Here is a 21,006-nt window from a genome sequence, read left to right on the forward strand (position 1 = left end):
CCCGTGTGGCGGAGCCGATCGATTTCGGGGTCGGCTGCAGCTTCCGCAACCGCTGTCCGCTGGCCGTGGCGCGGTGTACGGTCGAGCGGCCGGAACTGCGTGAGCTTGAGGGCGGGCCGGAGATGCGCGAACGGCAGACCGCCTGCCACCGCGCCGAAGTGCTGCTGGAAACGAACACCCCGGGATGATGGAGACGATATGACCGACCTTCTCGACACCACCATCCCGCAGCTGCGCGCCCGTTTCGCGGATCGCTCTTTGTCGCCTTCCGAGTATTGGCTGGCGGTCGAGGCGCGCATCGCGGCCTTCGAGCCGTCCGTGGCGGCGCTTTATGCCTATGATCCGGACGACGCGCGCGTGCAGGCGGCGGCCTCCACCGCGCGCTGGCTGAGGGCCGAGCCGCTCGGGCCTCTCGACGGCATCCCCGTGACGCTGAAGGAATTGATCGCGACGAAGGGCACGCCGGTGCCGCTCGGCACGGCCGCGACGGTCTTGACGCCGGCGGAGGCGGATTCTCCCGTCGCCGCCCGGATGCGAGAGGACGGTGCGGTCATCTTCGCCAAGACCACCTGTCCCGACTACGGCATGCTCTCCTCCGGTCTGTCGAGCTTTCACCCCTTGAGCCGCAACCCGTGGAATACGGCCATGAATCCCGGCGGATCGAGCGCCGGAGCCGCCGCAGCCGGTGCCGCCGGCTATGGGCCGCTGCATATCGGCACGGATATCGGCGGCTCTGTTCGCCTGCCGGCCGGCTGGACGGGGCTGTTCGGCTTCAAGCCGAGCAATGGCCGCATCCCGATCGATCCCTACTACGTCGGCCGATGCGCCGGGCCGATGACGCGGACGGTCGAGGATGCGGCCTTCGCCATGGCCACGCTGTCGCGGCCGGACGAGCGGGATGCCACGAGCCTGCCACCGAACGCGATCGACTGGATGGATCTCGACATAGACGTCAAGGGCATGCGCATCGGCCTGATGCTCGATGCCGGCTGCGGGCTGGAAGCCGAGCCGGAGGTGAAGGCGGCCGTGACCGCCGGCGCCCGGCAGTTCGAGGCGGCGGGGGCCGAGATCGTCGAGGTCGGGCCGGTGATGACGCGGGGGATGCTGGATGGGCTCGACCATTTCTGGCGGGCGAAGTTCTGGGGCGATATCCGGGGCCTTCCCGCCGAGCGCCGGGCGATGATCCTGCCCTATATCCATGCCTGGGCGGAAAAGGGCGCCGACGTTACCGGGGTAGAGGCGGTCGCGGGCTTCGGACAGACGATGGAGATGCGCAAGGCGGCGGCACAGCTGTTTTCGACCGTGGATGTCGTCCTCTCGCCCACCAATCCGGTCGTGTCCTACCCGGCCGATTGGGCTTCGCCCACCAACGATCCGGAACGGCCGTTCGAGCACATCGCCTTCACCGTGCCGTGGAACATGTCGGAGCAGCCGGCAGCCTCGATCAATGCCGGCTTTTCCACCTCCGGCATGCCGATCGGCCTGCAGATCGTCGGTCCGCGCTTTGCGGATCTCACGGTGCTAAAACTCTCGAAGCTGTTCGAGACCCTGACGGGCGGGATCCCCAGCTGGCCGCGCCCAAGCTGAGCGGCTTTACTCGGCGGCCACGATATCCGGGCGTTCGAGATTGACGGCGATGTGCGGCCAGAGCGGTTCGGTGTCGGCGATCAGCGCCGTCGTGCCGGCCGCGATCCAGGGAATGTCGGTGCCGGGCCGCGTGCCGATACGCACCTCCAGCCCGGCCTCACGGGCAATGACGGCGCCGCCGGCGATGTCCCACATGGTCGTGTACATCTGCAGATGGCCATCATAGGTGCCGCGTGCGGCAAAGAGCAGGCCGATCGAGGTGGAGCGGATCGACTGCACGACCCAGCCGGCATGGCGCAGGCCGACCGTGAGGGCGGCAACCTCCTCGGCCTCGTTCGGCGAGGCATCGCCCAGCGACATGACCCTGACATCCTCGAACGGCACGGTGCGGGTGAAGGGCTTGCCGTTGCACATCAGGCCGGTGCCGTCGGCCGCGGCATAGATCTCGCGGAACACCGGCATGGCGACGACGCCGAGATCGGGCCGGCCATGGGTAACATGGCCGAGCGAGATGCCCCAGAGCGGCGAGCCGCGCAGGAAGTTGGCAGTCCCGTCGATCGGATCGATGATCCAGTAGGCATCGCCGCCCGTGCCGCCCATCTCCTCGCCGACCACCGGCTCGCCCGGAAAGGCTTCCGCCAGACGCGCGCGCACCAGTCGCTCGACACTCGTATCGGCCTCGGTCACGAAATCCTGAAAGCCTTTGCTTCCCGTGGCGATGGTGGCGCGGGCCTCGAAGAAGCCGAGCGCCATCTCCATCGCCTCCTCGATCACAGCAACGGCCTTCTCCAGACGGGTCTGCGTCGTCGTCATGTCGGTATCCTCTGATGTTTCGGACGATGCACCCTGTCGCCTTCCGTCGTCTCTATCGCGGGTTTTGTGCACTGCGCAAGAGCTTCGCGAACCTCTGTTTCGCTCCGTGCCATCCCGTTGCGCGATGCGTCGAACGACCTTCCAAACGCATGCGATGCCGCCGTGATTGACAGCATCAAGACTGTTAACTACAGTTAACAGATGATCGAAGTCCGCCAAACCTCTGTCTTTGCCAAATGGGTCGGCGACCTTCGCGATCAAAACGCCGTGGCACGAATCGTCATGCGCATTCGCCGGATGGAAACCGGCAATTTCGGTGATGTGAAGCCAGTCGGCGAGGGTATCAGCGAATTGCGGATTCCCTACGGTCCCGGATATCGCGTCTATTTCGTACAGCAAGGCCGTCAGGTCGTTATCCTCCTGTGTGGTGGCAATAAATCGAGCCAGGCCCGGGACGTCGTTGAAGCCAGGAGACTGGCAAAGGAGATTTGAACATGTCCACCGAAACGACGAAATTCGATATTCAGGACCACCTGAAGAGCGATGAACAGCGGCTTGCTTATCTTGAAGCAGCCCTTGAAGACGGTGATGCGAAGTTCGTGGCGGTGGCGCTTGGCGACATCGCCCGTGCGAAGGGTATGTCAGCGGTCGCCAGAGATAGCGGTCTTACCCGTGAAGCGCTGTACAAGGCGCTGAGTGAAAAGGGCGACCCCAAGCTTTCGACCCTCTTCAGTGTCGTGAAGGCTCTTGGTCTGAAGGTTTCCATTACCGCGTAGACGACGGTGATCGCTCTGTTGTTCGAACGTGTTCGCGACGTGGAGACGGGCTCGAGCGGCCAAAGCTTGCGGTGCTGAAATGAGCTCTTTCAGACGCATGAGCGGTGGTGCGAAGGCAGTGTGCGGAAGGGTGTTGACAAAAACCGTTTTGTTTTCATAGGTAGACGGCATTCCGACGGGTGTCCTTTTGAGGGCTGAGATGGCGAGAGCCGAACCGTTATGAACCTGATCCGGGTCATACCGGCGTAGGAACGGAAACAGGTGTCCGCCCACGGCCCTTTCTCTCTTCTCCGCTCGCCTGGATCTCCGTCGTCAATGTTGGAGATCGCTCATGCCGTTCCTCGTCCGTCCACTATTCCCGCCGCGCGTTCGCTGCGTCTAGCCGTGCGCGCCTTTCACGCGGCGCTCGGGCTCTGTGTGCTGGTTCTGCTGTGGCAGGCCGGAACAGCCGGGTTTTCGCCGCCGGCCTATCTGCTGCCGTCGCCGCTGGCGGTCGCCAAGGTGTTCCGGGACCAGTGGGATTTCCTGCTGGCGCAAAGCCTCGTCACGCTTTCGGAAATCCTGATCGGGCTCGTGGCCGGCGCGGTGCTCGGTGCGGGAACGGCATTCGTGCTGGCGGCGAGCCCGCGCATCGGGCCGTTCGTGTGGCCGACGATTCTCATCCTGCAGGCGCTGCCGGTCTTCGTGCTGGCGCCGATCCTCGTCGTCTGGCTCGGATTCGGCATGGCGTCGAAGGTTGCCATGACCGTGCTGATCATCTTTTTTCCCGTCGCCTCCGCCTTTGCCGACGGGCTGAACCGGACGGAGCGGGACATCGTGGATGCGGTGTCCTTGACGCAGGCCTCGCACTGGCAGGCGCTGGTGTCGGTGCGTGCGCCATTGGCACTTCCGAGCCTCGTCTCCGGTCTGCGCGTTGCCGCCCCTCTGGCGCCGCTGGGGGCCGTGGTCGGCGAGTGGGTCGGCGCATCGGCCGGCCTCGGCTTCGTCATGGTGCAGGCCAATGCCCGCATGCAGACCGCGACCGTCTTTGCCGCCATGGTCGTGCTCGCCGTCATGACGTTGCTCCTGCGCCTGCTGGTCGATCTCCTCACCGCCCGCCTCGCGCCCTGGGCGCGGGACGGCGTGCGCCTTCATCCCGAACGTCGAACCACTCAAACCGTCTCATCCTGGAGATCTTCATGATCCGTCTTTTCATCGCGACGATGCTTGGCCTGTCCAGCCTTTTCGCCTCCACCTCCGCGCAGGCCGCCGACAAGCTGACCGTGCTGCTCGAATGGTTCGTCAACCCCGACCATGCACCCATGGTGATCGCCCAGGAAAAGGGCCTCTTTGCCAAAGCAGGGCTCGATGTCACACTCATGCCGCCGGCCGATCCTTCCGTCGTACCGCGGCTCGTGGCCGCCAAGCAGGCGGATATCGGCATCCACTACCAGCCCAATCTTTACCGCGATCATGAAGCCGGGCTGCCGCTCGTGCGCTTCGGCACGCTGGTGGAAACGCCGCTGAACACGGTGACGGTGCTGGCCGATGGGCCGATCAAGAGCCTGAAGGATTTGAAGGGCCGGAAGGTCGGTTATTCCGTTTCCGGTTTCGAGGATGTGCTGCTGCAGCGGATGCTGGCGTCCGAAGGCCTTTCGAAAGGCGATGTCGAGCTCATCAACGTCAACTTTTCGCTGTCGCCGTCGCTGATTTCGGGTGCGGTGGATGCAACGATCGGCGGCTATCGCAATTTCGAACTGACGCAGATGAAGCTCGAGGGACATCCCGGCCGCGCCTTCTTTCTGGAAGAGCATGGTATCCCGGTCTATGACGAGCTGGTCTTCGTCACCCATCGCGACCTCGTGAACGACGCCCGTCTGCCGCGCTTCCTGTCGGCCGTCGAGGAGGCGTCGATCTTCCTCACCAATCACCCTCAGGAGGCCTGGGCGCTGTTTACCAAGGCCTATCCGAACCTCGACGACGAACTGAACCGCACCGCCTTCTTCGACACGCTGCCGCGCTTCGCCAAGCGTCCCTTCGCGCTCGATACCGGCCGCTACGCGCGGTTCGGCGCCTTCATGCAGGAGGAGGGGCTGATCGCGAAGGCGCCCGACGTTACCGATATCGCGGTGGAGCTGAAATGAGCGAGATCACGCCACAGGCCGTGGCAGGCATGCTGGCGCGGGTACGGCAGGCGCGGCCGCGTGTGCATTGCCTCATGAACAGCGTGGTGCAGAAGTTCACCGCCGACGGCATCACGGTCATCGGCGGCATTCCCTCGATGACCGGCTCGCTGGAGGAAGTCGAGAGCTTCGTCGGCCGCGCGGATGCGCTGACCGTCAATCTCGGCACGCTGGATGCGGAGCGCCGCGAGGCGATCCGGCTTGGCGTCGCGGTCGCGCGGGGACAGGGCAGGCCGTGGATCGTCGATCCCGTCCATTGCGATTATTCGCCGTCACGGCTCGCCTTTGCGCGGGAACTGATCGCGCTGCAGCCGACCGTCGTGCGCGGCAATCGTGCCGAGATGGCGCTGATCGGTGAGACGCCCGGAATCTTGCGGATCGTCACCGGCCCTGTCGATCTGCTGCAGCTCGGAGAGGCCTCCGTCGAGATCGGCAACGGGCATCCCTTCATGGCGCAGGTGACGGGCACCGGTTGCCTTTCGGGCGGCGTCATCGCCGCGTTTATGGCCGTCGAGCCGGATGCGCTTGCGGCCGCTGCGGCGGCGCTGACGGTGACCGGGGTCGCGGCGGAACGGGCGGCGCCCCATGCGCGCGGGCCCGGCACCTTCGCTGCGGCCTTTCTCGATGCGCTGGCAACGGTCGGCGACACCGACATTCTTCATCACGCAAGGATCCGACATGACCAACCCGAACACGAATAAGGTCGATGACCGCCTGAACGCGATCGTCGATGCATCGCTGGCGGACATCGCACCGCTGCCGGAGCTGGCGCTGCTTGCCGCCCGCAATGGCGCGACGCTGATCCAGTACCGCGACAAAACGGCCTCCACGCGCGTCATGGTCGAACGCGCCATCGCCATCCGCGAGGCCCTTGCCGGCACCGGCGTTGCCTTCGTCGTCAACGATCGGGTGGACGTGGCGCTGGCAGCCGGCGCTGCCGGCGTGCATCTCGGGGCCGACGACATAGATGCGGAGACGGCGCGGCGGTTGCTGGGCGACGCCGCGATTATTGGCCTTACGGTGAAAACGGCTGAAGATGCGGAGCGTGCGGGTCGTGCGCCGGTGGACTATGCCTGCATCGGCGGCGTGTTCGAGACGCTCTCCAAGGTCAATCCGGATGCCCCAGTCGGGCTTGACGGGTTGCGCGCGCTGCGCGAGACGATCCGCGCCCTTCGGCCGGATCTGCCCGTGAGCGCCATCGCCGGCATCGACCTGTCGCGTGTGCCGGAGGTGATCGCGGCCGGTGCCGACGGCGTGGCGGTGATCTCGGCGATCTTCCGGGCGAGCGATATCGCCGGGGCGACAGGCGCGTTCCGCACGGCGGTGGATGCCGCGCTGGAGAGCAAAGCATGACGGCGATTGCGCTCACCATTGCCGGCTCCGACAGCGGCGGCGGTGCCGGCATCCAGGCCGACATCAAGACCTTTTCCGCGCTCGAAACCTTCGCCACGAGCGTCATCACCGCCGTGACGGCGCAGAATACGACGGGCGTGACGGCGGTCGAGGATATCTCGTGCGGCCTGATCGCCGCGCAGATGGCGGCGGTGTTTTCCGACATGGATGTCCGGGCGCTGAAGATCGGCATGGTATCGCGGGTCGAGACCATCGAGACTATCGCGGCCGGCCTGGTGGGTTTTGCGGGGCCCGTCGTCCTCGACCCTGTCATGGTCGCGACATCGGGCGACCGGCTGCTGCGGGAAGAGGCGATCGATGCGCTCCGGACCGTGCTGGTGCCGCGGGCCGCGATCGTGACGCCGAACCTGCCGGAGGCATCCCTCCTGACGGGACTGCCGATCGCGCATGACCGCGCCGCCGTGACCAAGCAGGCGGAGGCCATTCTGAAGGCCGGGGCGGCGACCGTGCTCATCAAAGGCGGGCATGGTGACGGGCCCGAGAGCATCGACCTGCTGTTCGATGGCGAGAGCGTGCGGGCCTTCGCCGCACCGCGCATCGCCACGCGCAACGACCACGGCACGGGCTGCACGCTCGCTGCCGCCATCACCGCCCATCTCGCGCGCGGCTACGCGCTGGTCGAGGCCGTCAGCCTGTCGAAGACCTATCTCCATCAGGCGCTGGAAGCGGGGCGTGGTGTTGCGATCGGCAAGGGGCGGGGGCCCGTGCACCATTTCTACAGGTGGTGGACGGCGTGACGGCCGCGCCGGGCCAGGGGGATATCGGGACCGGCGTCCGCCACCTCGGTGTGCCGGCGCGCATCGCTGGTGCTATCCTGCGCGTGCTCGACCGTGTTCTCGGGACCTTGGCCGGCCTCGTTCTCGCGATCATGCTCGTGGTGGTGCTGGCCGGTGTCGTGCTGCGTTATGGGTTCGGAACCGGACTGATGGGCGCGGAGGATCTGGGGATCTGGCTGCATATCGCCCTTATCGCGCTTGGTGCGCCGCTGGCGCTGAACGGGCCGCTGGCCATGCGGCTCGATATTCTGGTGTCGCGGCTGCCGCTTTTGCCGCAGCGGCTTGCCGGTATCGGGGCGGATGCGGTCTCTGTGCTCGCCGGCCTCGTGCTCGTCTTCGGCGGCGGGGCTGTCATGGAGATGGTTGGGGGCACGTCGCCGACGCTGGGCGTGCCGGAAGCCTTGCGCTTCGGCTTGCCCATGCTTGGCGGTGCGGCCCTGCTCGTGATGCTGGTTCTCACCCGCATTGCCGAGCGGGACATGTTGCGGGCAGTCGCGGGACCATTGCTGGGCGCGGCGGCGCATCTTCTCGCGGGCCATGTTGTCATCGAGACGTCCTGGCCGCCGAGCGTCTGGCTGGCGCTCGTCGCCGGGCTCGGGCTTCTGTTGTCGGCGCCGCTGGCGCATGCGTTCCTGGCGGCGGCAGCGGTGGCGATCGCCTTCGGCAGCAGCCTGCCGGAGCCGGCGATCCTGTCCACGACCGTTGCCGGCCTGTCCAAGTTCCTGCTGCTCGCGGTGCCGTTCTTCCTGCTCACCGGGGCGCTCCTGACGGCGTCGGGGGCTGCCGACCGGCTGGTGCGGTTCGCGGCAAGCCTCGTCGGGCACCGCCGTGCCGGTCTTGCGCAGACGGTGCTTCTCACCGGCGTGTTGTTTTCAGGCGCTTCAGGCTCTTCGGTCGCGAACGCGGCCTTCGGCGCGGCGACGTTCCAGCCGGAACTGGTGCGCCATGGCTATCCACCGGCGCAGGCCGGCGCCATCGTCGCGGCGACCTCCGTGCTCGACAATGTCATTCCACCCTCCATCGCCTTCCTGCTTCTCGCTGCCGCGACCAACCTGTCGATCGGCGCGCTGCTGACCGGCGGCTTTTTTGCCGGCGGGCTGATGGCGTTGTGCCTTGCTGTGGCGATTGCGCTCACGGACGGTGATCACGGGCGCATGCCGCGCGTCGGTCGCGGCGTCCAGATGCGTGCGGCGCTGTCGGCCTTGCCCGCCTTTGGGCTCGGGCTCATCGTCGTCTTCGGCATCCGCATCGGCATCGTCACGACGACGGAGGCGGCAGCGCTGGCGGCGGCCTATACGCTCATTCTTGCATGTCTCGCTCGGCGCGGTGTCGCCAGCATCGCCAGCGTTTTCCGACAGGCCGCGGTGGAAGCGTCCGCCATCGGGCTCCTCATCGGCACGGCCGCGCCCTTCGCTTTTCTACTCGCGGTCGATGATATTGCGGGGGTGATGCAGTCCGTGGTGACGCTGCTCGGGGGCAGCGCGCTTGCGGTGCTTCTGCTCTCCAACCTCGTCCTGCTGGCGCTAGGGCTGATCCTCGATATCGGCGCAGCGATCCTCCTGATCGGGCCGGTGCTGCTACCGGCGGCCGTTGCCGCGGGCATCGATCCCGTACATTTCGGGGTGATCCTCGTGGTCAACTTGATGATCCACGGGCTGACGCCGCCGCTCGGCCTGCTCGTCTATGTCGTCTCCGGCGTCACCGGCGTGCCGGCATCCGCTCTGTTCCGGGCCGTGCTTCCCTATCTCACCGCGCTTCTCGTCTCGCTTTTCATCCTGTCCGCGCTCGCGCTCGTCTTCCGTCCCTGAGGATATCAACGCCCATGTCCACCACCCGCCGTACCTTCCTCACGTCAACCTTGGCCGCCGGCCTGTTCGCCCCGGCGCTCATCCGCCCTGCGCTCGCAAAAACCACGAGCATCACGGTCGCCTCGCTGCTCGGCGAGGACAAGCCGGAAACGAAGATCTGGCGGCATATCGCCGAGCGGGTGGAAAGCCGCATGCCCGGCCGCTTCCGGTTCAACATCGTCGCCAATGGCGCCTTGGGCGGGGAAAAGGAGGTGGCCGAGGCGAGCCGGCTCGGAGCCGTGCAGGCGAGCCTGTCCACGGTCTCCTCGCTGTCCGGCTGGGTGCCGGAGCTGCAGATCCTCGACCTGCCGTTTCTCTATCGCGATGCCGCGCATGTGGCGCGCGTCGTGAACGGCGAGATCGGGGCCGACCTCCAGGCCAAGCTCAAGTCTCAGAACTTCGTCGCCACCGGCTTTATCGATTACGGCGCACGGCATCTTCTGGCCAAGGAGCCGATCCTGCGTCCGCAGGAGATGGCCGGGCGGAAGATCCGGGTGATCCAGAGCCCGCTGCACATCAAGCTCTGGTCCGGCTTCGGCGCGGTGCCGGTCGGCATTCCCATCACCGAAACCTACAATGCTCTATCGACCGGCGTTGCCGATGCGATGGACCTGACGAAGTCCGCCTATGCCGGCTTCAAGCTCTATGAGGTCGTGCCGGTGATGATGCTGACCGGCCATATCCGGGCCTCCGGCGTCGTCTATTTCGCCGGCAGCTTCTGGAACGGGCTCTCACCCGAGGAGCAGCAGGTGCTGTCGGATGCCTCGAAAGAGGGTGCGGCCGCGTTCAATGCGCTGATCGTCGCCGACGAGGAAAAGAGCGTCGCAACGGCGCTGTCCCACGGCGGGCAGGTGTTGGATGTGCCGGATATCGCAGAATGGCGGCAGAGCGCGCGCGGCGTCTGGGAGGCGTTCGCGCCTGTCGTCGGCGGGCAGGCGCGTATCGATGCGGTGGAGACGATCTAAAGCCGGTGGGGGCGAAGCGAGTGCTTCGCCCCCACCGGATACATTATGCGACGGGTTGCGTGGGGCCAGGGGCCGGCTCGGTGAACCATTTCGGGCCCGTTTCGGTCATGTAGATGTGGTCCTCGAGGCGAATGCCGAAGCGGTCGGGGAACACGACCATCGGCTCGTTGGAGAACACCATGCCGGCGCTGAGGGCCAAGGTGTTGCCGCGTACGATATAGGGATGCTCGTGGATTTCGAGCCCGAGGCCGTGGCCGGCGCGGTGGGGCAGGCCAGGCAGCGTGTAGTCGGGGCCGAGGCCGTGGCGCATGAGCACCGCGCGGGCGGCATCGTCGAGGCTGTGGCAGGGCGCGCCGATGTGCGCGGCATCGAACACCGCCTGCTGCGCCTCCCGCTCGATTGCCCAAGCCCGGGCGAATTCCGGCGTCGCTTCGCCCAGCATATAGGTGCGGGTGAGGTCCGAGTGGTAGCCGTCGATCCGCGTGCCGGTGTCCACGAGGATCGCATCGCCTTCCGAAAGCACCTGATCGCCATCCGCGCCGTGGGGCAGGGAAGTGGCCGTGCCGAAGGAGACGATGCAGAAAGTGGAGCCGGAGCCGGCCAGAGTGCGATGCTCGCGGTCGATGAAGCGCACGATGTCTGACGCCCGCACGCCCGGCGCCATCTGCGCATGCGCACGCTTGTGTACCTCCAGCGTGATGTTCATCGCATGCTGGATGATGGCGATTTCGGCCGCGGACTTGACGATCCTGATGTCGCGAATGACGGGGCCGCCATCCACGAGGCGCTCCGACCCGAAGGCTGTCGCCAGCGGATGATAGATGGCGAGAGGCAGGGCATCGTCGAGCGCGAGCGTGCCGTCCGCACCGATGATGCGGCGGACGAGGTCGGCGGGGCTCTCCTCCTCCTGCCAGACGGCGATCTCGCCCGACAGATGCGGCAGCGTCTCGACCCGGCTCTGCTCGAAGCCGGGGACGATGTAGTGCAGCGCGGTCGGGGTGACCAAGGCGCCGAGCAGCCGCTCGCTCGCATGCCAGTGAAGGCCGGTGAAATATTGCAGGCTCTTCGAAGAACCGAGCAGGAGACCGGCAAGGCCCTGGGCGTCGAGGCTTGCACGCAGTTTGTCGAGGCGCTCCCGCCGCTCGGCATCGGAAATGAACGCGGGAAGGCCGAGATCGGTGTGGGGCATCATATGCTTTCTGTCTGTAGGGTGCGGTGAGATGCGGGGCCAGCGTTGCCAGGCCGCTCAGAGGTTCTGGATGGCGGTCGCCTTGCTCATGTCGCGGGCGACGTATTCCTGGATCTGCCGCACGATCTGGGCTGCGTGAGCGATGGCGAGCCGGTCGCACTCTTCCACGTCGCCCGCTTCGATCGCGACGATGAATGCCTCGTGCTCATCGACATATTGCCGGGGAAGACGGTCGTCAAAGGTCGAGTAATAGAGCCGCAGGATGCGCCGTCCCTCGTCCAGCAGGCGGCTGAAGAAGGTGACGTAATAGGGATTGCCGCCGAGCACGGCGATGGCGACATGGAATTCGCGGTTCGCTTCGATCATGCCATAGGCATCATGGGCTTCGACCGCCTCGGCAAAGGCCCGCTGATGCCGGCGGATCTCTGCCATCTGCACGGCGTCGCGTCGCGAGGCGGCGGCGCGGGTGGTTACGCGGTACATGAGAGTGAGCGCGTCGAAATAGGTGGGAAGCTCGGCGAAATCGATGGTGGCGACGATGGTGTTGCGGTTCGGTAGCGTCGTCACAAGACCGTCGGCGGACAGGCGCAGCAGCGCTTCGCGGATCGGCGTTCGGGACATGCCGAAGCGTTCGGACAGCCGGACCTCATCGAGCGGGCTGCCGGGCGACAGCGCCATGGAGAGGATTTCGGCACGCAAGGCGGCATAGACGCTCTGCGTTCCCGAGCCGCGGGCGCGAACCGTTTCCGGGGAGATCGCTTCCGTCATGAGACCCCTTTTGGCGTTCCGATGCGCCCTGCATCACCAAGGCCTGCGCCGGTTCTACCACGGGGTAATACAGGATGTCGACATAATGGGCGCGTTTGGCACAACGAAAAACGGCGCGGCAGGTGTGCCGCGCCGTTGGTGATTGAGCGGTTACGGGGAACCGATCAGAGATTGACCTTGGCGTTTTCGCCCATGTCGGGCTTGGTGTTCGAGACGGCGGCTGCGGCCATCTTGATGTAGCTGATGACGGTGCCCGGGCTATCCCAGTATTCGGCGAAGGACGGGGTGACGCGCAGGATGCGGATCTTCGGATCATCCGGGCTGTCCCACCAGGCCTTGGCCGGGGTGCCCCAGAGTTCCTTGATCTTTTCGCGGTCGTTCTCGACGGTGGCGGTGCCGGACAGCGAGACGTATTTCTGGCCCTTGGTGTCGGCGAAGGCGAGGCAGACGTTGGGGTGGGCTTCGACCTCGTCGTCCTTGTGGCTGTCGGCATCCGTCAGGAAGTAGACGGAATTTTCCATACGCTCCACATAGGCCGCCATCGGCCGGGCGCGGATGTCATTGCCGGTTTCGGTCGCCAGCATGCAGAAGCCGATCTTGTCGATCAGGTCCCAGACCTTCGTCGTGTCATCGGTATGCGCCATGTGTGTCTCCTTGCGTTCGTTTCGCGAGAAGAACAGCGGAGACCGGCTTTCTGTTCCCTGACGGGTGGCGGTCTGCGGTATCAGACCAGTTCCAGCAAACCCCGGGCCGCGGCTTCATCGGTGATCAGCGTGTGACAGCCGGTGCGGGCCATGGTGGCGCGGATGGCCGCGACGCGCTTTCGACCGCCCGACGCGATGACGACGTGGCGGGCCTTGGCGACGGCCGAGAGGCCGACGGACATGACGCGCCGGTTCAGCGGATGATCGACGCTGTTTCCCGCCGCATCGAGGAAATGACAGAGCGTGTCGCAGACCGTTCCGGCGGCGAGCAGCGCCTTCAGGTCCTCCGGCAGCAGGAAGCCCGGGGAGAGCGAGGAGCCATTCGCGCTGAAGTCGCCGCAGCTGACGACGGCGATGTCGAGCATTTCGGCGGTGGCGAACAGCCGGTCCAGTCCGCAGCGCTCGATCAGGCGCGCTTTGGTCTCCTCCGAATCCACGATCAGCGGCGCCAGCATCAGCATGCAATCCGCACCGAGCGCGCTCGCCAGCCGCCAGGAATAATCGACCGGATTGAGCGTCGAGGTCTCCACCAGCCCGCCCAGCAGCGAGACGATCTTGGCCTTTTCCATGCGCGGCGGACGGAAGGTCTGGAGCGAGGCGCTGAGCGTGCGCCCCCAGCCGACGCCGACGACATTGCCGTCGCGGATCACCTCCGACAGGAAGGTGCCGAGCGCCGCTCCGACATCGCGGGCCGTTTCATCCACATCGCCTTCGCCCGGCACGACGATCGCCTCGTCCAGCCCCAGCTTTTCCTCCAGACGCAGTGCGAGGCCGGTGCAGTCCTCCGGCGTCTCGTTGATCCAGATCTGCACTTCGGCGCGCTTTACCGCCTCGTCCAGCATGCGGATGACGGTCGCGCGGCTGATGCCGAGGTTTTCGGCGATGTCCTTCTGCGTCAGGCCCCTGTTGTAATAGAGCCAGGCGGCCCGCAGGCGCAGCGAGCGCGTGTCGAGCAGGATGTTGGGGTTGGTGCGGTCCAGTCTGGCCAAGGCTTCGATCCCTCCGCGTCAGCGGTTTGCCGCGTCAGCGGTCTCACGTGTCGTCACGATCCGTTTGATAGCCCCGAAATCCGAGGGTGGTGGCACAACTTTTGAATAAACGATTTGACAAAAGTCATCAAGCTACTCATATCCAGACGTGCCGGAAGCGGAACCCGAAGCTCGTATTCCCGTTCGGTCTCACGATCCGTCGCGCCGCGGCGGAGGTCCTATCGAGGGCAGCAACGACGCGCCGCAGAGGCCGCCTGCCGACCCTCCTGACAAAAAGATGACGAAAGGCGAAGATGATGTCCAAGCTGGAACAATTACGCGGCATCACGACCGTCGTGGCCGACACGGGTGATATCGAGGCCGTTGCCCGCCTCAAGCCGGTGGATTGCACGACCAACCCGACCATCGTGCTGAAGGCACTGGGAACGCCGCTGTTCGACGAGATCAATGCGGAAGCCGTGACCTGGGCGAAGAGCCAGTCGACCTCGGGCGATGCGCTGGTGAGCGCCGTTGCCGACCGTCTGGCCGTGTCCGTTGGCGCCGAGCTTTCCAAGCTCGTTCCCGGCCGTGTCTCGACCGAAGTCGATGCCGACCTGTCCTTCGACACCGAAGGCTCGATCGCCAAGGGCCGCGCCATCATCGCCGCCTACAAGGAGCGCGGCATCGAACGCGACCGCATCCTGATCAAGCTCGCCTCCACCTGGGAAGGCATCCGCGCTGCGGAAGTGCTGCAGAAGGAAGGCATCGACTGCAACCTGACCCTGCTCTTCAGCATGGCCCAGGCGGTCGCCTGCGCCGACGCGAAGGCCTTCCTCATCTCGCCCTTCGTCGGCCGTATCCTCGACTGGTACGTCAAGTCCACGGGCGAAAAGTACACGTCCGAAACCGATCCGGGCGTCGTCTCCGTTCGTGAGATCTACAACTACTACAAGGCCAACGACATCAAGACCGTCGTCATGGGCGCCTCGTTCCGCAATATCGGCGAGATCGAAGCCCTTGCCGGCTGCGACCGCCTGACGATCAACCCGGCGCTGCTTGAAGAGCTGTCCAAGGATGAGGGCAAGCTGGAGCGCAAGCTTTCGCCGGAAAACATTACGCCGGTGGACAAGATCCACATGGACGAAAAGACGTTCCGCTGGATGCTGAACGAGGATGCGATGGCGACCGAAAAGCTCTCGGAAGGCATCCGCGCCTTCGCCAAGGACCTGCAGGCGCTTCGCGACCAGGTTTCCAAGCGTCTGGCTGTCTGAGCAGGCGGTAACGCTGATGGACGTTGAAGGAGGCCGGTGCATTTCGATGCATCGGCCTTCTCGCTGTCATGCTCTTGTGCCAATTTGCACGGGCTCCCGCAGGCCACATCATGTCCATGCGGAAAAGCGAACGTTCCCTGTTTACAAAAGTATTACAATATGATTTTTCTGTCCGCGCCGTTCGCGGAACGGCATTCTTCGGGAGGGGAATCAGGATATGGGTGCATGCGGGATCGGCGGCTTCAAGGTCGCTGGGATTGTCATGCACGATGGGCGTTGTCGATCCCGAGGTTCGGATCGGGGATCGCACCTGACGTCTCTGCTGCGATCCCAGCGCGTGTCGGCAGGACGCGTTGCGGTCGCAGCAGTCCGTGACATCTTGGCAGGCTGACATTCGCATTTTTCTGGAGCTTTCATGTTCACTCTCGGTATCGACTACGGCACCAACTCGGTTCGCGCCCTCATCGTGCGCGCGTCCGATGGCAAGGAATACGGCACGGGCGTCGTGGATTATCCGAGCGGGACGCAGGGCGTGCTGCTCGATCCCCGCGACCACAATGTCGCCCGCCAGAGCCCGGCCGATTATCTCTACGGCCTGCAGGAAAGCGTCGCGCGCGCCCTGAAACAGGCCGTCGCCCAGCCGGATTTCGAGGTCTCCAAGGTTGCCGGCATCGGCGTGGACAGCACGGGGTCGAGCCCGCTTCCGGTGGATGCGACGAACCAGGCGCTCGGCATGCTGCCGGAATTCCAGTCCAATCCGAACGCCCAGTGCTGGCTATGGAAGGACCATACGAGCTGGCGGGAGGCGGCCCGCATCACCGAGCTTGCCGGTGAGCATCGCCCGCAATACATCGCCATGGTCGGCTCGACCTATTCGTCGGAATGGTGGTGGTCGAAGATCTGGCGCTGCCTGACGGTCGCCCCCGACGTGTTCGCAGCGGCGCATTCCTGGGTCGAGCTGGCCGATTGGGTTCCCTCTGTCCTCTCCGGCGTCAAGAACCCCAGCGACATCGTGCGCGGCGTCTGCGCGGCCGGTCACAAGGCGCTCTACAACAAGGCGTGGAACGGGCTGCCGGACAAGGAATTCCTGGCGATGCTCGATCCTGAGATTGCCGAACTGCGCGACCGTCTCTACGACAACGCCTATGATGCCGCGACGCCGGCTGGTGCGCTGTCCACGGAGTGGGCCGAGAAGCTGGGTCTTCCCGCGGGCATCCCCATCGCCGTCGGCGCGTTCGACGTCCATTACGGTGCCATCGGCTGCGGTGTCGAGGAGGGCACGCTGGTCAAGGTCATCGGCACGTCCACCTGCGACTGCGCCGTCGTGCCGGTGAAGACGCAGCCGGGCGACATCCCCGGCATCTGCGGCATCGTGGAAGGCTCGATCCTGCCTGGCTTCTTCGGCGTCGAGGCCGGACAGTCGGCCGTGGGCGATATCTTCAAGTGGTGGGTCGAGGGCGTCTGCGGCGGCTCCGGCGCGCTGCATGGCGAATTGACGGCGGAAGCCGAGCAGCTGAAGCCCGGCCAGACCGGCCTGCTGGCGCTCGACTGGAACAATGGCAACCGCACGATCCTCGTCGATCAGCGCCTGTCGGGCCTGATCCTCGGGCAGACGCTCTACACGACCCGCGCCGAGATCTATCGCGCCCTGGTCGAGGCAACGGCCTTCGGCGCGCGTGCCATCATCGAACGCATCCGGGAATACGGCGTCGCGGTCGACCGCGTCGTCTGCACGGGCGGCATTGCCGAGAAGAACCCGATGCTGATGCAGATCTATGCCGACGTCACCGGCTGCACCATGCTGGTCGCCGGCTCCAGCCAGACCTGCGCGCTCGGCGGCGCCATTGCCGCATCGGTTCTGGCTGGCGCGCACACCGATTTCGAGGCCGCACAGTCGGCCATGACCTCGCTGCGCGACGAGCGTTACACGCCGATCGCCGAAAACCAGGCCGTCTACGACGACCTCTACAGGCTCTACCGCGATCTGCATGACAGCTTCGGCGGTCTCAACAAGCAGGCGGATCTCTCCGGCCTGATGAAGAGCCTGATCGACATCAAGTACGCCGCCAACAGCTGACAATTCCGCACCCTCAAAGGTGCGACAGGATAGACAACAAGGACTGATACGATGTTTGGTTTGAAGCCCGCTAAAATCTGGTTCGTCTGCGGATCGCAGCATCTCTATGGCCCGGAAGCGCTGCAGCAGGTCACGGCGCATGCCGAGGAAATCGCCAAGGCGCTCGACGCCACCGGCAATTTCCCGCTGGAAATCGTCTGCCGCCCGATCGTGACGACGCCGGAACAGGCCGCCGATCTCTGCATCGAGGCCAATGCCGATGCGGAATGCGCCGGCCTCATCCTTTGGATGCACACCTTCTCGCCCGCCAAAATGTGGATCCGCGGCCTCGCGCAGCTGAACAAGCCGTTCCTGCACCTGCACACCCAGTACGATCGCGAACTGCCCTGGGCGACGATCGACATGGACTACATGAACCTCAACCAGTCGGCACATGGCGACCGCGAAGCTGGCTTCCTGCACACCCGCCTGCGCCTCGGCCGCAAGGTCGTCGTCGGTCACTGGACGGACCCGGAAGTCCATCAGCGCATCGACGCCTGGATCCGTGCCGTTCGCGCCTGGCATGACTGGCAGGGTGCGCGCTTCTGCCGTTTCGGCGACAACATGCGCTTCGTTTCCGTCACAGACGGCGACAAGGTCTCGGCCGAAATGGCCTTCGGCTTCTCGGTCAACACCTACGGCATCGGCGATCTCGCTGCCCGCATGAACGCCGTCAGCGACGAAGACGTGAAGGCGCTCGCCGCCGAATACGTCAAGCTCTACAATGTCGTGCCAGAGCTTGCCGAAGGCGGCGCCAGTCATGAATCGCTGCTTTACAACGCCCGCCAGGAACTCGGCATCCGCGCCTTCCTCGAAGAAGGCGGCTTCAAGGGCTTCACCACCACCTTCGAAGACCTGCACGGCCTGACCCAGCTGCCCGGCATGGCGCCTCAGCGCCTGATGGCCGATGGCTACGGCTTTGCCGGCGAAGGCGACTGGAAGACGTCGGCTCTGCTGCGCGCGCTGAAGGTGATGGGCGAAGGCCTGACCGGCGCGACCTCCTTCATGGAAGACTACACCTACCATATGGCGCCCGGCTCCGAGCAGGTGCTCGGCTCGCACATGCTGGAAATCTGCCCGACGATCGCCAGCGGCACGCCGTCGGTCGAGATCCACGCGCTCGGCATCGGCGGCAAGGACGATCCGGTCCGCCTCGTGTTCGACGCCGTCAAGGGCCCGGCGCTGAATGCGTCGCTGATCGATCTCGGCAACCGCTTCCGCCTGCTCGTCAACGAAGTCACGTCCGTCGAGCATCCCGATCTGCCGAAGCTGCCGGTCGCCCGCGCCGTCTGGGAATGCAAGCCGGACTTCAAGACCGCCTGCACCTCCTGGATTCTCGCCGGCGGCGCGCACCACACGGTCTACAGCTACGACGTGACCACCGAGATGCTGGAAGACTTCGCCACCATCGCCGGCATCGAGCTTGCCCTCATCAACGACGACACGACGCTGCCCGCCTTCAAGCAGGACCTTCGCAACAACGAGGTGTATTACCACTTCGCCCGCGGCATCCGGGGCTGAGGGCGTCATGTCGATCTATACGGAACTGAAGCGCGAAGCCTACGAGGCCAATGTCTCGCTGCCGCGCCACGGCCTGATCAACCTGACCTTCGGCAATGCGAGCGCAGTCGATCGCGCCCGCGGCGTCTTCGCGATCAAGCCGAGCGGCGTGGACTATACCGCGATGACGGTCGAGGACATGGTCATCGTCGATTTCGACGGCAAGCGGGTGGAGGGAACACTCAACCCGTCGTCCGACACGCCGACGCATCGTCGTCTGCTGATGGCCTTCGAGGAGATCGGCGGCGTCGTGCACACGCACTCCTCGCACGCGACGGCCTTTGCCCAGGCCGGCATGCCGATCCCGATTTTCGGGACGACGCATGCCGACTATTTCAACGGCGAAATCCCCGTGACCCGCAAGATGACGGCCGAGGAAATCGGCACGGCTTACGAGTGGGAGACCGGCAACGTCATCGTCGAGCGTCTCGGCAATGTCGATCCGCTCGATTTTCCAGGCGTCCTCGTCAACCGCCACGCCCCGTTCACCTGGGGCAAGACGGTGGCGAAGGCGGTGGAAGTCGCCGTCGCCGTCGAGTGCATCGCGCATATGGCGATGATGTCGCTGCAACTCGCGCCGAAGCTGCCGCAGATCGAGCCGGAACTGCTCGCCAAGCACTTCAAGCGTAAGCATGGGCCTGGCGCCTATTACGGCCAGAGCGACACCAAAACCAAGTCCTAAGTGCCTGAAACCATAACACCCGCGTCTCACAACGCGGGTGTTTTTGCATGCGCCGGTGGAGGTCGAATGGCGCGTAAAAACGTGCGTGAAAAATGTCGAATGGTTGCATTTTGGCGCACGCATTCCCTTTACTAAAGTCATATTGTATGACTATATACGGCCATCGCTGAGGAGCGATTTTTGGGAGGAAATCATGAAGTTTGTTAAGGCACTTAGCTGTGCAACGGTTCTCGCTGGCTGCGTTTTCTCGAGCGTATCCGCTGCCGACATGACGGTCGGCTTTTCGCAGATCGGCTCGGAGTCCGGCTGGCGCGCGGCAGAAACCACGGTGACGAAGCAGGAAGCCGAAAAGCGCGGCATCGACCTGAAATTCGCCGATGCCCAGCAGAAGCAGGAAAACCAGATCAAGGCGCTGCGTTCGTTCATCGCGCAGGGCGTCGATGCGATCTTCGTCGCGCCCGTCGTCGCGACAGGTTGGGACGAAGTGCTCGGCGAAGCCAAGGATGCCGAAATTCCGGTCATCCTGCTCGACCGTACCGTCGATGCCGACAAGAGCCTCTACATGACGGCCGTCACATCGGACCTCGTGCATGAAGGCAATGTCGCCGGCAAGTGGTTGGTCGATACGACCGCTGGCAAGCCGTGCAACGTCGTCGAGCTTCAGGGCACGACCGGCTCCTCGCCCGCCATCGACCGCAAGAAGGGCTTCGAAGAAGCGCTGAAGGGCCACGACAATCTCAAGATCGTCCGCTCGCAGACCGGTGACTTCACCCGCACCAAGGGCAAGGAAGTCATGGAAAGTTTCCTGAAGGCCGAGAACGGTGGCAAGAACATCTGCGCCCTCTACGCCCACAATGATGACATGGCCGTCGGTGCGATCCAGGCCATCAAGGAAGCCGGCCTGAAGCCGGGCACCGACATTCTCGTCGTCTCCATCGACGCCGTGCCGGATATCTTCCAGGCGATGGCAGCCGGTGAAGCCAATGCGACGGTCGAACTGACCCCGAACATGGCCGGCCCCGCCTTCGACGCTCTCGCCGCCTTCAAGAAGGACGGCAAGGAGCCGCCGAAGTGGATCCAGACGGAATCCAAGCTCTACACCCAGGCCGACGAGCCGCAGAAGGTGTACGAAGCCAAGAAGGGCCTCGGCTACTAAGACATCTCCCAAGCCCGGATTCATAGATCCGGGCGAAGGGTTTCCAGCATGCAACCGGCGGGAGCGGAGGCCTCCGCCGGTTCATTTCTGCCGGTCGGCAATGACGCGCTTCGTTCCAGCGCTCCCGGCCGCCGTCGCCCCGTATATCCCGCCTTTCCGACTCCGTATGCCGGAGGGGGCGGGCCCAACCGGGCGACACAGCATCCACTGACAGCATTGGAGCGATCCGGGCGCATGACCGCCGGCGGGTGCT

The 21,006-nt window shown here is 65.0% G+C and carries 20 protein-coding genes, 1 pseudogene and 1 riboswitch; of the genes and pseudogenes, 16 read left to right on the forward strand and 5 right to left on the reverse strand.

The features are described from left to right. Together G8E10_RS20890 and G8E10_RS20895 are read left to right on the forward strand one after the other, a co-directional pair. Positions 1 to 188, forward strand: a pseudogene (locus G8E10_RS20890) (hypothetical protein); the annotation flags it as partial. Positions 189 to 198: 10 nt separating this feature from the next. Continuing rightward, positions 199 to 1,587 (forward strand): amidase, encoded by a 1,389-nt coding sequence (locus G8E10_RS20895; protein ID WP_167130541.1) that lies wholly within the window; start codon positions 199 to 201, stop codon positions 1,585 to 1,587. Positions 1,588 to 1,593: 6 nt separating this feature from the next. On the opposite strand, the gene G8E10_RS20900 is transcribed toward G8E10_RS20895, so the two are convergent. Further along, positions 1,594 to 2,400 carry an inositol monophosphatase family protein gene (locus G8E10_RS20900; RefSeq protein ID WP_167130542.1) on the reverse strand — a complete coding sequence of 269 codons (807 nt, stop codon included), beginning with the start codon at positions 2,398 to 2,400 and terminating at the stop codon, positions 1,594 to 1,596. A 201-nt stretch (positions 2,401 to 2,601) separates the two neighbouring features. Here G8E10_RS20900 and G8E10_RS20905 point away from each other — a divergent pair, with 201 nt between their 5' ends. From G8E10_RS20905 to G8E10_RS20945, 9 genes are all read left to right on the forward strand, one after another. Next, positions 2,602 to 2,892: a type II toxin-antitoxin system RelE/ParE family toxin gene (locus G8E10_RS20905; RefSeq protein ID WP_167130543.1), complete on the forward strand. Its 291-nt coding sequence runs from the start codon at positions 2,602 to 2,604 to the stop codon at positions 2,890 to 2,892. 2 nt (positions 2,893 to 2,894) lie between these two features. Then, a complete protein-coding gene (locus G8E10_RS20910) occupies positions 2,895 to 3,176 on the forward strand; it encodes an addiction module antidote protein (RefSeq protein WP_167130544.1) in 282 nt (93 codons plus the stop codon). 165 nt (positions 3,177 to 3,341) lie between these two features. Then, a riboswitch (TPP riboswitch) is annotated at positions 3,342 to 3,445 on the forward strand. Between the two features lie 115 nt (positions 3,446 to 3,560). Continuing rightward, positions 3,561 to 4,358, forward strand: a complete 798-nt coding sequence (locus G8E10_RS20915) for an ABC transporter permease subunit (protein WP_167130635.1) — start codon at positions 3,561 to 3,563, stop codon at positions 4,356 to 4,358. Further along, complete coding sequence (locus G8E10_RS20920) at positions 4,355 to 5,299, forward strand: ABC transporter substrate-binding protein (protein WP_167130545.1); 945 nt, start codon at positions 4,355 to 4,357, stop codon at positions 5,297 to 5,299. The genes G8E10_RS20915 and G8E10_RS20920 overlap by 4 nt, the downstream gene beginning before the upstream one ends. Next, positions 5,296 to 6,039, forward strand: a complete 744-nt coding sequence (locus tag G8E10_RS20925; RefSeq protein ID WP_167130546.1) for a hydroxyethylthiazole kinase — start codon at positions 5,296 to 5,298, stop codon at positions 6,037 to 6,039. Before G8E10_RS20920 ends, G8E10_RS20925 begins: the two co-directional genes overlap by 4 nt. Continuing rightward, on the forward strand, positions 6,017 to 6,691 hold the full coding sequence (gene thiE, locus G8E10_RS20930) for a thiamine phosphate synthase (protein ID WP_167130547.1): 675 nt from the start codon (positions 6,017 to 6,019) through the stop codon (positions 6,689 to 6,691). Before G8E10_RS20925 ends, thiE begins: the two co-directional genes overlap by 23 nt. Next, positions 6,688 to 7,488: a bifunctional hydroxymethylpyrimidine kinase/phosphomethylpyrimidine kinase gene (thiD, locus tag G8E10_RS20935; RefSeq protein ID WP_167130548.1), complete on the forward strand. Its 801-nt coding sequence runs from the start codon at positions 6,688 to 6,690 to the stop codon at positions 7,486 to 7,488. The genes thiE and thiD overlap by 4 nt, the downstream gene beginning before the upstream one ends. Before the next feature lie 23 nt (positions 7,489 to 7,511). Next, a complete protein-coding gene (locus G8E10_RS20940) occupies positions 7,512 to 9,335 on the forward strand; it encodes a TRAP transporter large permease subunit (protein ID WP_343289844.1) in 1,824 nt (607 codons plus the stop codon). A gap of 14 nt (positions 9,336 to 9,349) precedes the next feature. Further along, positions 9,350 to 10,339, forward strand: a complete 990-nt coding sequence (locus G8E10_RS20945) for a TRAP transporter substrate-binding protein (protein WP_167130549.1) — start codon at positions 9,350 to 9,352, stop codon at positions 10,337 to 10,339. A gap of 43 nt (positions 10,340 to 10,382) precedes the next feature. Here the strand turns inward: G8E10_RS20945 and G8E10_RS20950 are convergent, their stop codons facing one another. The 4 genes from G8E10_RS20950 to G8E10_RS20965 all read right to left on the reverse strand — a co-directional run bounded on the left by G8E10_RS20950 (position 10,383) and on the right by G8E10_RS20965 (position 13,989). Further along, on the reverse strand, positions 10,383 to 11,531 hold the full coding sequence (locus G8E10_RS20950) for a M24 family metallopeptidase (protein ID WP_281517716.1): 1,149 nt from the start codon (positions 11,529 to 11,531) through the stop codon (positions 10,383 to 10,385). A gap of 54 nt (positions 11,532 to 11,585) precedes the next feature. Beyond that, entirely contained in the window at positions 11,586 to 12,296 is a 711-nt protein-coding gene (locus G8E10_RS20955) for a GntR family transcriptional regulator (RefSeq protein ID WP_167130550.1), read from the reverse strand. 164 nt (positions 12,297 to 12,460) lie between these two features. Next, a complete protein-coding gene (locus G8E10_RS20960; protein WP_167130551.1) occupies positions 12,461 to 12,940 on the reverse strand; it encodes a pyridoxamine 5'-phosphate oxidase family protein in 480 nt (159 codons plus the stop codon). Between the two features lie 80 nt (positions 12,941 to 13,020). Continuing rightward, positions 13,021 to 13,989 (reverse strand): sugar-binding transcriptional regulator, encoded by a 969-nt coding sequence (locus tag G8E10_RS20965; protein WP_167130552.1) that lies wholly within the window; start codon positions 13,987 to 13,989, stop codon positions 13,021 to 13,023. A 293-nt stretch (positions 13,990 to 14,282) separates the two neighbouring features. Between G8E10_RS20965 and tal the strand changes: the two genes are divergently transcribed. From tal to ytfQ, 5 genes are all read left to right on the forward strand, one after another. Further along, positions 14,283 to 15,239: a transaldolase gene (gene tal / locus G8E10_RS20970; protein ID WP_167130553.1), complete on the forward strand. Its 957-nt coding sequence runs from the start codon at positions 14,283 to 14,285 to the stop codon at positions 15,237 to 15,239. A gap of 415 nt (positions 15,240 to 15,654) precedes the next feature. Next, positions 15,655 to 17,316, forward strand: coding sequence for a ribulokinase (locus tag G8E10_RS20975; protein ID WP_167130554.1), 1,662 nt, complete (start codon positions 15,655 to 15,657; stop codon positions 17,314 to 17,316). Positions 17,317 to 17,367: 51 nt separating this feature from the next. Then, positions 17,368 to 18,876, forward strand: a complete 1,509-nt coding sequence (gene araA / locus G8E10_RS20980; protein ID WP_167130555.1) for an L-arabinose isomerase — start codon at positions 17,368 to 17,370, stop codon at positions 18,874 to 18,876. Between the two features lie 7 nt (positions 18,877 to 18,883). After that, positions 18,884 to 19,597 (forward strand): L-ribulose-5-phosphate 4-epimerase AraD, encoded by a 714-nt coding sequence (gene araD, locus G8E10_RS20985; protein WP_207901520.1) that lies wholly within the window; start codon positions 18,884 to 18,886, stop codon positions 19,595 to 19,597. A 193-nt stretch (positions 19,598 to 19,790) separates the two neighbouring features. Beyond that, entirely contained in the window at positions 19,791 to 20,753 is a 963-nt protein-coding gene (gene ytfQ / locus G8E10_RS20990; protein WP_092935044.1) for a galactofuranose ABC transporter, galactofuranose-binding protein YtfQ, read from the forward strand. Positions 20,754 to 21,006: the final 253 nt, after the last annotated feature.

It is taken from the genome of Ferranicluibacter rubi, assembly GCF_011603255.1.
GTDB lineage: Bacteria > Pseudomonadota > Alphaproteobacteria > Rhizobiales > Rhizobiaceae > Ferranicluibacter > Ferranicluibacter rubi.